This is a genomic window from Streptomyces sp. NRRL S-495 (assembly GCF_000966955.1).
In the GTDB taxonomy this organism is placed as follows: Bacteria; Actinomycetota; Actinomycetes; order Streptomycetales; family Streptomycetaceae; genus Kitasatospora; species Kitasatospora purpeofusca.
Genome location: NZ_JZWY01000718.1, coordinates 1 through 10,736, shown reverse-complemented (window position 1 = coordinate 10,736; position 10,736 = coordinate 1). Strand labels below are relative to the sequence as shown.

General features: G+C 73.3%; 7 protein-coding genes and 1 riboswitch. Of the genes, 4 read left to right on the top strand and 3 right to left on the bottom strand.

The window, feature by feature from the left end; all coding sequences use genetic code 11:
• Positions 1–52 precede the first annotated feature (52 nt).
• Together VR45_RS31745 and VR45_RS31740 are read right to left on the bottom strand one after the other, a co-directional pair.
• Entirely contained in the window at positions 53–1,768 is a 1,716-nt protein-coding gene (locus VR45_RS31745) for a D-aminoacylase (protein ID WP_045943331.1), read from the bottom strand.
• Positions 1,768–3,177: an alanine racemase gene (locus VR45_RS31740; protein WP_234326358.1), complete on the bottom strand. Its 1,410-nt coding sequence runs from the start codon at positions 3,175–3,177 to the stop codon at positions 1,768–1,770. The genes VR45_RS31745 and VR45_RS31740 overlap by 1 nt, the downstream gene beginning before the upstream one ends.
• A gap of 35 nt (positions 3,178–3,212) precedes the next feature.
• On the opposite strand from VR45_RS31740, the gene VR45_RS50740 reads away from it, so the two are divergent.
• The 3 genes from VR45_RS50740 to VR45_RS31720 all read left to right on the top strand — a co-directional run bounded on the left by VR45_RS50740 (position 3,213) and on the right by VR45_RS31720 (position 7,278).
• Positions 3,213–5,480 carry a PfkB family carbohydrate kinase gene (locus VR45_RS50740; RefSeq protein WP_353612731.1) on the top strand — a complete coding sequence of 756 codons (2,268 nt, stop codon included), beginning with the start codon at positions 3,213–3,215 and terminating at the stop codon, positions 5,478–5,480.
• 102 nt (positions 5,481–5,582) lie between these two features.
• Positions 5,583–5,999, top strand: a complete 417-nt coding sequence (locus VR45_RS31725; protein ID WP_045943330.1) for a RidA family protein — start codon at positions 5,583–5,585, stop codon at positions 5,997–5,999.
• Between the two features lie 556 nt (positions 6,000–6,555).
• A complete protein-coding gene (locus tag VR45_RS31720) occupies positions 6,556–7,278 on the top strand; it encodes a DUF2470 domain-containing protein (RefSeq protein ID WP_045943329.1) in 723 nt (240 codons plus the stop codon).
• Between the two features lie 263 nt (positions 7,279–7,541).
• On the opposite strand, the gene VR45_RS31715 is transcribed toward VR45_RS31720, so the two are convergent.
• On the bottom strand, positions 7,542–8,600 hold the full coding sequence (locus tag VR45_RS31715; protein WP_045943328.1) for a LysM peptidoglycan-binding domain-containing M23 family metallopeptidase: 1,059 nt from the start codon (positions 8,598–8,600) through the stop codon (positions 7,542–7,544).
• Positions 8,601–8,603: 3 nt separating this feature from the next.
• Positions 8,604–8,767, bottom strand: a riboswitch (cyclic di-AMP (ydaO/yuaA leader).
• A 311-nt stretch (positions 8,768–9,078) separates the two neighbouring features.
• Here VR45_RS31715 and VR45_RS31710 point away from each other — a divergent pair.
• Positions 9,079–10,635 carry an MFS transporter gene (locus tag VR45_RS31710; RefSeq protein WP_045943327.1) on the top strand — a complete coding sequence of 519 codons (1,557 nt, stop codon included), beginning with the start codon at positions 9,079–9,081 and terminating at the stop codon, positions 10,633–10,635.
• The last annotated feature ends 101 nt before the right edge of the window (positions 10,636–10,736 follow it).

Below are 10,736 nucleotides of genomic sequence, written 5' to 3'. Positions count from 1 at the left end.
CCCGCCACCCGCCACCCGCCACCCGCGGGTTCGGCTCCACAGCACGCGGCCGTCATATCGCCTCCGCTCCGCGCCCCGTCCGGCGCAGCGCCCGACCTGGCCGCGCGCCCGTGGTGCGACCCTGCTCCACCACGGCCACACCGTTCACGTAGACGTGTTCCACACCGACGGCGGGCCGCCTCGGCTGCTCGAAGGTGGCGGCGTCCTGGACCCGCTCGGGGTCGAAGAGAACCAGATCGGCGTGGAACCCGGGGGCGATCCGTCCGCGCCGGTGCAACCGCAACCGGGCCGCGGGCCGACCGGTCATCCGGGCGACCGCCTCCTCCAGCGTGAGCACGCCGGACTCGCGGACGTACCGGGCCAGGTAGCGGGGGAAGGTCCCCCAGGCCCGCGGATGCGGGCGCGCGCCGACCAACAGCCCGTCGCTGCCGACGGTGTGCACGCGGTGGCGCATGATCGCCCGGACGTTCGCCTCGTGGCCGACGTGCTGGAGGATGGTGGTGGCCAACTCGTCGCGGAGCAGCAGATCGAGGAAGACCTCGGTGCCGCTCCGGCCCTGCTCGGCGGCGAGTTCGGCGACGGTCCGGCCGACCGCGTCGGCGAGTTCGGGGGCTCGGACGCCGGAGAGCTGGATGGTGGTCCAGTCGGTGACCACGCCGTGGCAGCCGTCGCTGCCCTTCTCCTCCACCTCGTACCGGATCCGCTCGCGCGCGACCGGGTCGCCGAGGCGCGCCAGGGTGGCCTGCGGTCCGCCTTCGGTGGCCCAACTGGGCAGCAGGGCGGCCAGGGTGGTGGATCCTGGCAGGTAGGGATAGCTGTCCAGGGTGAGGTCAACGCCGTCGTCGAGGGCGCGGTCGAGCAGGGCCAGCAGCTCACCGGCGCGGCCCTCGTTGACGCCGAAGTTCATGGTGGCGTGGGTGAGATGGAGCGGGCAGCCGGACCGCCTGGCGATCTCGACCATCTCCGCGTAGCCCTCCAACGCGCCTGCCCCGTAGGAGCGTTGGTGGGGGGCGTGGAAGCCTCCGAAGCCGGCGACGACCCGGCAGAGTTCGACCAGCTCGGCCGTTCCGGCGTACATCCCCGGGGTGTACGTCAGGCCGCTCGACATCCCGACCGCGCCCTCGACCAGCCCCTGCGCCAACAGCTCGCGCATCCGGTCGAGTTCGGCGGCGCTCGGGGCCCGGTTCTCCCAGCCCATCGCGAGCATGCGCAGCGAGCCGTGCGGCACCAGGTAGCAGGCGTTGACGGCGGGACCGGTCCGGTCCAGCCGGTCCAGGTAGCCGCCGACGGTGCGCCAGTCCCAGTCGAGGTCGTCCGGGTCCCCGTTCCAGCCGGCGATCTGACGGCGGAGCGCGGGCAGGGTGGTGTCGTCGACCGGCGCGTAGGAGAGGCCGTCCTGGCCGAGGACCTCGCAGGTCACACCCTGGGTGACCTTGGCCGGGTGCTCCGGTTCGCGGAGCAGGGCGAGGTCGGAGTGGGCGTGCATGTCGATGAACCCGGGCGCCAGGACCAGCCCGTCCGCGTCGACCGTCCGCGCCGCACCAGCACCCGACCGGCCCACGCCACCAGCACTACCGGCGCTCCCCGCCCCCGACCGGCTCACACCACCTGCACTACGGGTGCCCGCCGCACCCGACCCACCCGGCGCCCCGACCTCGACGATCACCCCGCCGGCGATCCGCACGTCCGCCCGGTAGCGCCCGGCACCCGTGCCGTCCACCACCGTGGCGCCACGGAACAGCACGCTCGCACCGTCCCTGGCACTCATCAGAAGAACGTCCTGACCAGCCCGGTCACCTTCGGCTCGGCCGCCGAGGCATCGTCCAGTACCGGGATCAGCGTCCACTTGTCGAAGGCGGTGCACGGGTGCGAGATGCCGAGCCGCAGCACGGCGCCGACCGGCGCGAGGTCGCCCGCGTCCCGGAGGAAGGCGTGCTGGTCGTTGAGCGCGGTGATCCGTGCAGCCGTGCCCGTCAACTCCGCCCCGCCCCGGACCAGGTGCGGTTCCGGCATGCCCTCGTCGAACGGCAGGTCGCGCTTGCCCGCGTCCAGCAGCGCCAGCTGCGGCTCCGGCCGGGACACCACTCGCGCCCATCCGTGCAGCGCCCCGCGCAGTGCCCCGCCACCACCGGCCCCCGACTCCTCAGCCCCCCGGGCGAGCGGCGAGATCCCCCGGTAGAAACCGTCGTCGTGCGCGAGGTACGCGCCCGAGCGCAGCACCACGAAGGCCTCCGGCAGCGCCCCCAGCTCCTCGGCCACCAGGTCGAAGTAGGCGCTGCCACCGGCCGTGACCACGGGCGCGGCGTCCTCCGCGTACCGCCTGGCCAGCCGCCCGTGCAACTCGGCCAGCGACCGCAGGTACCCGCGCACGGTGCCGAGCCCGCCCTCGCTCGCGTCGTGCGCCAACGCACCCTCGTACCCGCCGATGCCGGCCAGCCGGAGGGTCGGCGCGCGGCGGACGGCATCCGCGATCTCCACCGCCCCGTCGACGGTGCGTGCGCCGGTGCGACCACCGGGGCCGCCGAGTTCGACCAGCACCTCGACCGGACGCTCGGCGCCGGCCGCGCGCAGTGCCTCGTCCATCAGCCGGACGCTCTCCACCGAGTCGACCCAGCAGGCGAAGGCGAAGTCGGCGTCGGCGGCAAGCTCTCCCGCCAGCCAACGCAGGCCCGCCGGGTCGAGCAGGGAGTTGGCGAGCAGCAGCCGCCGCACGCCGAAGGCGCGAGCGACCCGAAGCTGCGGCAGGTTGGCGAGGGTGATGCCGTGGCTGCCCGCGTCCAACTGCGCCTGCCAGAGCGCGGGGGCCATGGTGGTCTTGCCGTGCGGGGCGAGCGCCATGCCGGCGTCCGCGCACCAGCGGGCCATGGTGCGCAGGTTGTGGTCGAGCGCGCCCTCGTCGAGCGTGAGCAGCGGGGTGCCGAGGTCGGCCAGGGTGGGTCCGGTGGCCAGGTACTGGCGGACGGTCAAGCCGTCGGCAGCCGACGGCAGCGCCTTGAACCGCCAGTCGAGCACCTCCTCGGCGAGTGCCGCCACCGCACCGGCGTCGATGCCCGGACCACCACCACCCGGGCGGTCACCACCACTACCGCTGCCACCACGACCACTGCCGCCACGACCGCTGCCGGCGCTGCCACTCCCACTGCCGTCGCCGACACTGCTCGCGAAGGTCTGGTCCACTGTCTTCCTCCATCTGCCATGTTGCAACATGTGCAATGAGGGTTGCACATGCTGGCAACACGGTTCTAGCATCGGCGCCGGACGAAGGTCAACGACAGCCGCCCGCCGCACGCGGGTCAGCCAGGCTCGCCGCAGCACCCCCACCCGGCCGGGCCGCAGTACTCCGAGGAGCCCAGCAGATGCCACGCCAGGACGCCGCCGCGAGCGAGGCCACCCCGTCGCCCGGCGATCCGACGGCCGCACCGCACCACACACCCGCCACCCCGGAGCCGTCCCCGCCCCAGACAGCGACACCGCCCCAGACACCGCCCCAGACACAGGCACAGACACCCGTCACACCCCCCACGCCCCCCACCCCCCTGGCCGTCTGCGTGGGCGAGTCGATGGCCGTGCTCCTCCCAGACCGCGCGGGCCCGCTGGAGTCCGTGGAGAACTTCCGACTCTCCGTCGGCGGCGCCGAGTCCAATGTGGCCGGCGCCCTGACCGCCCTGGGCGTGCCGAGCGCCTGGATCAGCCGGGTCGGTGACGACGGCTTCGGCCGCCGCCTCCTCGGCGAACTGACCGCCCGCGGGGTGGACGTCTCCGCCGTCGCGGTCGACCCGAACCGCCCGACCGGCGTCTACCTCAAGGAGGTCGGCGGCACCACCGGCGACCGCCACGACCTCGGCCCGGGGCGGAGCCGGCTGCACTACCACCGCCGCGGTTCGGCGGCGGCCGCCCTCTCCCCCGAACTGCTGGACGACCCGACGGCCGCCCGGCTGCTGGCCGGGGCCCGGCTGCTCCACCTGTCCGGCATCACCGCCGCGCTCTCCGACGACTGCCTCGCCCTGCTCCGCGCGCTGCTGGCGGAGCGCCGCCCCGGCCGACTGGTCAGCTTCGACCTCAACTGGCGTCCGGCGCTCTGGCGCGACCGTGACCTCTCGGCGCTGCCACCCCTGCTGGACGCGGCCGACCTGCTCCTGCTCGGCGCCGACGAGGCCGAGGCCGCCTTCGGCACCGGGGAGCCGCACGCCCTGCGCCGCCTCTTCCCGTCGCCGGCCACGGTCGTGGTCAAGGACGAGGCCCGGCTGGTCACCGCGATCGGGCGGGACGGCACGACCGTCGCCGAACCGGCCCTGACGGTCGAGGTGGTCGAGGCCACCGGTGCGGGCGACGCCTTCGCCGCCGGCTACCTGGCCGGCACCGTGCGCGGCCTCGACCAGCGGCGCCGCCTGCGACTGGGCCATCTGAGCGCGGCTTGCGCGCTGACCACCCACGCGGACCAGGCCGAGCTACCGCCCGATTCGGTGGTCAGCGCCCTGCTCGACGCCTCGCCCGAGGCCTGGGCGGCCGGCGGATGGCATCGTGTCCCCTGCGCTCCCCTCGGCGCCCACCAGCACATACGCCTCCCCCACCGACCCACCGCTCCCGCCCCCGTCCCCGTCCCGCACCCCCTCCCCCACCCCCTCGCCCACCACCGCACACGCCTCCCCCACCCCCCGCTCCGCGCCCGTCGCACCAGGGGGCGGTGCCCCCGACCCTCGACCGGCCGCCACCCCGGCCCTTGGAGCGCCATGAGCCAGACCGTCACCCGCGCCCTGCGCATCCTCGCCGAACTCGGCGAGGGCGAGCGCTCCCTGGACCAGTTGGCCGAGGTGCTCGGCGTGCACAAGACGACCGTGCTCCGGCTGCTCCAGAGTCTCGAAGAGGAACGATTCGTCTACCGCGACGCCGGATACCGCTACCACCTGGGCGCCGGACTGTTCGCGCTCTCGGGGCTCGCCCTGGAACAGCGCGGAGTCCGCCGGATCGCCGCGCCGCACCTCGCCGAACTGAACGCCGGCACCGGCCAGACCGTGCACCTGGCCGCGTACGAGGGTGGCGAGGTGGTCTACATCGACAAGTACGACTCCCGGCACCCGGTGCGGATGTACTCGCGGATCGGTCTCCGGGCCGCCCTGCACAGCGCCGCGGTGTCCAAGGTGCTGCTCGCCGACCTGCCCACGCCCGAACGGCGGCGGGTGGTGGCCGGCATCGACTTCACCCCGCACACCGCGCGCACCCTCACCACGCCCGAGGCGCTGCTGGCCGAGTTGGAGAAGGTCGCCGCCCAGGGCTGGGCACAGGACCACGCCGAGCACGAGGCGTTCATCAACTGCGTGGCCGCGCCGATCCGCGACGCCACCGGCCGAGTGGTCGCCGCCGCCTCGATCTCCGTCCCGGATGTCGTGCTCCCCTACGAGCAGGTGCTGGAGCTGCTGCCCCAACTGCTCGCCACCACGCGGGCGATCTCCGCCGACTGCGGCCAGCCTCCACGCCACTGACCCCTCCCCGCGCCGCCGACAACCACCGCACCACCGCACCACCGACAGCCCCGCACCACCGACAGCCCCTACCGCCCTCCCCCGTCGAGGAAGTGAGCACGCATGAGCGTCCAGAACGACAAGACCGAGATCCGTACCGACGGCGCCCCCGCCCCGGCCTGGATGTTCTCCCAGGGCGTCCGCAAGGGCCCGATCCTCCAGGTGTCCGGCCAGGGCCCGCAGGACCCGGCCACCGGCGAGTACCTCCACCACGGCGACGTGAAGGCGCAGACCCGCCGCACGCTGGAGAACGTCAAGGCGATCGTCGAGGCGGGCGGCGCGACCGTCGAGGACGTGGTGATGTTCCGCGTGTACCTCACCAAGCGCGCCGACTTCCCGCTGATGAACGAGGTCTACGCCGAGTTCATCGAGGAGAACATCCCGCCGGGCGGCGTGAAGCCCTGCCGGACCACGATCTTCTGCGAGCTCCCGCAGGAGCCGATGCTCGTGGAGATCGACGCCCAGGCGGTCCTCGCCTGACAGTGAGCATGTAGATGGCACCGCTCGGGGTCCGACCCTCCGCCTGACTGACGCTTGGGCTGTCCTTGGCCAGAACCGTCGTCCTTGCCTCACTCGCCTGTCAACGACACCGAAACCACTCCCCCAGACCGCCTGACGATCTGTAGCAGCTTCCCGCACGCACCGTCCGCACCGGAAGGGCCCCGACTCCGCGTCGGGGCCCTTCGCGCATGTCCGACCCTGCCGCACCAGCACCCGGTCACCATCTCACCGACAACAAGGCAAGGCTTGCCTAATCATCGCCCGATTCGTGCGCTTTTGGCCTCGAGCCCGCGCCCCACACCCGCACAGCATCGAGATTTCCGAGCCCGTCGACACCGATCTGATCGGTAGTCTGCTGACTGCCGCCTACCCCGAAAGCCTCATCCCCACCAGGAGCACCCGGACTCCGAATCGGAACCCTTCGCGCACTCCCGGTCCGCCCCACCCTGGCGACACCTTGCCCTCGCCCCCCTGAATCATTAGGTTAGGCTCACCTAACTACAAGGTCAGCTCGTCCGCCGGAGGTCCCGATCCCATGAGCCCGCACCCGCAGCACGATGCCGAGATTCCCGAGCCCACCGCCGCCGAACGGATCGGCAGCCTGCTGACCGCTACCTCCTCGGTGGTCCTCCGCGCCGGCGGCGAGCAGCACGAACTCTCCACCCCCGTCTCGGTGCACGGCTCCCGGCTCCGGCTGCGCGCGCCGCTCGACTCCCCGGTGACCTCCGCCGCCGCCCGCGAGCAGGACGGCCTCGCCGTCGTGCTCGACCTCACCGACATCGCCCCGGTGGCCGTCCGTGACCGGGTCCGCGGGCGTCTCACCCTGGCCGGGCGGCTCCACCTCACTCACCTCGCCGACGACGGCCTGAGCGTGCACCTCCGCCTGGACGTCGCGCACGCCGTGCTCTCGACCCCGTACGGCACCACCGCGATCACCGGCGCCGACCTCGCGGCGGCCGCCCCCGACCCGCTGGCCCGCTACGAGGCCGGACTGCTCACCCACCTCGCCGACGACCACCCCGACGCGCTCGCCGTACTCACCCGGCTGCTCGACCCGGAACTGCTCGCCGACCGTCCCGACATCCGCCCGCTCGCGCTCGACCGGTACGGTCTGGTGCTCCGCCTGGACCACCCGTACGGCCACCGCGACGTCCGGCTGGTCTTCCTCGAACCGGCCCGCGACGCCGACGAGTTCGGCCACCGGGTGCACCAACTGCTGGCCGCAGCCGAGCAGGAGCCGGCCGCCTACCGGTCCTGAACCCACCGGAAGCCGAACCGGCCTTCCCCGAAAGGACACTGACGCGCGGTCAACTCCACCGCAGCGGACCCCGGTACGACGACGGCCGGCCCGGCCCACGAGAAAGATCTCGCGAGCCGGGCCGGCCGGCAGGACGGGCGTGTCCCGCGCCCGTCGATCCGCTCAGGTGCGGCGTCCACCCGGTCCAGCGGTCACCCGACATGACCATTCCGGGAGGTCGTTTTCGCCCCGCACCCAGCGGTGGCAGATGATCCGACCGAGGGTCAGATCGCGACGCCGTGCGCCCGCAGGTAGGCGATCGGGTCGATGTCCGAGCCGTACTCCGAGCCGGTGCGGATCTCGAAGTGCAGGTGCGGGCCGGTCACGTTGCCGGTCGCACCGGAGAGGCCGATCTGCTGGCCGGCGGTGACGGTCTGACCGATGGACACGCCGATCGAGGACAGGTGCGCGTACTCGGCGTACTTGCCGTCGGCGAGCTTGATCTCGACCTCGTTGCCGTAGGCGCCGCCGTTGCCGGCCTTCACCACGGTGCCGGCCGCGACCGCGCGCAGCGGGGTGCCGGTGGCAGCGACGAAGTCGGCGCCGGTGTGGTGGCCGGAGGCCCACATCGAGCCGGCCACGCCGTAGGCGGTGCCGAGCTTCGGGTTGGCCAGCGGGGCGAAGAAGCCGGAGGTGGCGGCGACCGGAGCCGCGGTGGCCGGCTTCGCGACCGGGGCGACGACAGCCTGAACGGCGGGCTGGGCAGCCGGCTTGGCGGCGGGCTTGGCAGCCGGGGCCGCCGGCTTCGCGGCCGGAGCGGCCGGCTTCACCGAGTCCTGCGAGGTCTGCGCCTTGGCGGCGGGGGCGGCCGGCTTGGCGGCCTCGGCCGGGGCGGCGGGCTTCGCGGCCTCGGCGGCCTTGGCGCCGAGCGCGAGGTGCTGACCCGGGAAGATGAGGTTCGGGTTGGCGCCGATGACCGAGCGGTTGTGCTCGAACAGCGCCTTCCAGCCACCCTCGACGTTCTTCGCGTCGGCGATCTTCGACAGGGTGTCCCCGCCGACGACCTTGTAGTCGACCGGAGCGGCCGGCGCGGCCTCGGCGGCGGGAGTGGCGGCGGCAGCCGGGGCAGCCGGAGCGTTCTCGGCGGCAGCCGGCGCGGCGTCGACGCTGGCGGCGCCGGTCCAGGTGCTGCTCTGCTGCGTGTGGCCGGCGGCCGGGGCCTCGTGCGCCTGGGCGGTGACGGTGGTCACCAGCGGAAGGGCGAAGGCGGCGCCGGTGACGGCGGTGGCGATGCCGATGCGGACGGCGCGGGGCATGGCGATACGACGTGCCTGTGCGGGCATGGAAGCTGTCCTCTCCGACGCCTGCGAGGTGAGCTGTCGGGTTCGGGCTGGAGTTGCCCGGCCGCAGAGAAATGCGGCTTCACCCCAAGCCGGACCGTCAATTCGGGTCCGGCGACTTACCTGTGGGTCCCCCGCTCCTGCCGTACAGAGTTCGTTGCGAACCACCGGGCAGCGGCAGGACTAGGCGTTCCACCCGGTGGCCACCCGGGCTGACGCCGGGCGGTCGCTGAACTAAAACCCATCCGTTCGGGTGAAGCAATGTCGATCTCCGGAACCCGGGACCAAAGTCCGGAACACCGTGACGCTCCGCATCAGGGATATGCACAGTACGCACACAATCCATTCACTGCGCGCACGTGATCCGCCACCCTCCGCCGATGTCGTCATCAGTGCGCACACGATCACTCACGGAACGGACATCCCCGACACACCCCCGGTGACCCTTGTCACTTCGGCCCCGGGAGCCCCACCATGGGCCGTGACCACCACCGATGCAGGCACCCTGCGGTTGGGCACCGCGCAGGGTCGCTGGGTACTTCTGGCGACGGTGCTCGGTTCCAGCATGGCGATGCTCGACGGAACCGTCGTGAACGTCGCACTGCCCCGGATCGGCACCGATCTCGGCGCCCAACTCGACGCCCTGCAATGGACGCTCAACGCCTATCTGCTCACCCTGGCGGGCCTGATCCTGCTCGGCGGCGCGCTCGGCGACCGGTACGGACGTCGCCGGATCTTCCTGCTGGGCGTGGTCTGGTTCGCCGCCGCGTCGGCTGCCTGCGCCGCCGCGCCGACCATCGAGGTGCTGATCGCGGCCCGCGCCGTGCAGGGCATCGGCGGAGCGCTGCTCACCCCGGGCTCGCTGGCGATGCTCCAGGCGGTGTTCCATCCGGACGACCGCTCGGCGGCGGTCGGCCTCTGGTCCGGCCTCGGCGGGGTGTCGGCGGCGGTCGGCCCGTTCCTCGGCGGCTGGCTGGTGGACGGCCCGGGCTGGCGCTGGATCTTCCTGCTGAACCTGCCGCTGGCCGCGATGGTGATCGCGGTGGCCGCCCGGCACGTCCCGGAGAGCCGGGACGAGAGCTCGACCGGACGCTTCGACGTGCTCGGCGCGGTGCTGGCCGCCCTCGCGCTCGGCTCGATCACCTATGCGCTGACCGCCGCCGGGGGCGGACTCTCCGCCACGGTCTGGGTCACCGGCACGGCCGGCCTCCTGCTCGGCGCCGCCTTCATCGTGGTCGAGCGCCGCACCCCGGAGCCGATGCTGCCGCTGGGCCTGTTCTCCTCACGGCTGTTCACCGCCGTCAACCTGGTCACCCTCGCCGTGTACGCGGCGTTCAGCGGGGTCTTCTTCCTCCTGGTCGTCCAGCTGCAGATCGTCTCCGGCTTCTCCCCGCTGGTCTCCGGACTGGCGCTGGTGCCGATCACCGTGATCATGCTGGCGCTCTCCGCCCGGGCGGGCCGGCTGGGCAAACGGATCGGCCCCCGGCTGCCGCTCACCGTCGGCCCGCTGCTGTGCGCGGTGGGCGTGCTGCTGATGCTGCGGATCGGGCCCGACGCCTCCTACTGGACGGACGTGCTGCCCGCCGTCGCGGTGATGGGGAGCGGGATGGTGCTGCTGGTCGCACCGCTGACCGCGACCGTGCTGGCGGCGGTCGAGGTGCGGCACGCGGGCATCGCGAGCGGGGTCAACAACGCCGCGGCCCGGGCGGCCGGTCTGCTGGCGGTCGCCGCACTGCCCGCGCTGGCGGGTCTGAGCGGCGACGCCTACCAGGTGCCGTCGGCGGTCGACTCCGCCTTCCACACCGCGATGCTGATCTGCGCCGGACTGCTCGTGGCGGGCGGACTCACGGCCCTGGCCACCGTCCACGGCAACGTCCTGGCCCCGGAGGACCACCACCCGGTGGCCGAACCGGACTGCCGCTACGCCTGCGGCACCAACGCCCCGCCCCTCGATCCCGGCCACCCGGCCCCACCTCTGGCCCCGGGCCGGCCGGCCCCTCCCCTCGACCCGGGCCGCCCCGCCCCGGAACAGGGCTGAGCCTCCTCAGCAGAAGCCAAGCCCCCGGACACACCGAGGGCCCCGCCGCCTCGACGGCGACGGGGCCCGGTAACCGGGGTCGGACAACCGTCAGAGGATGT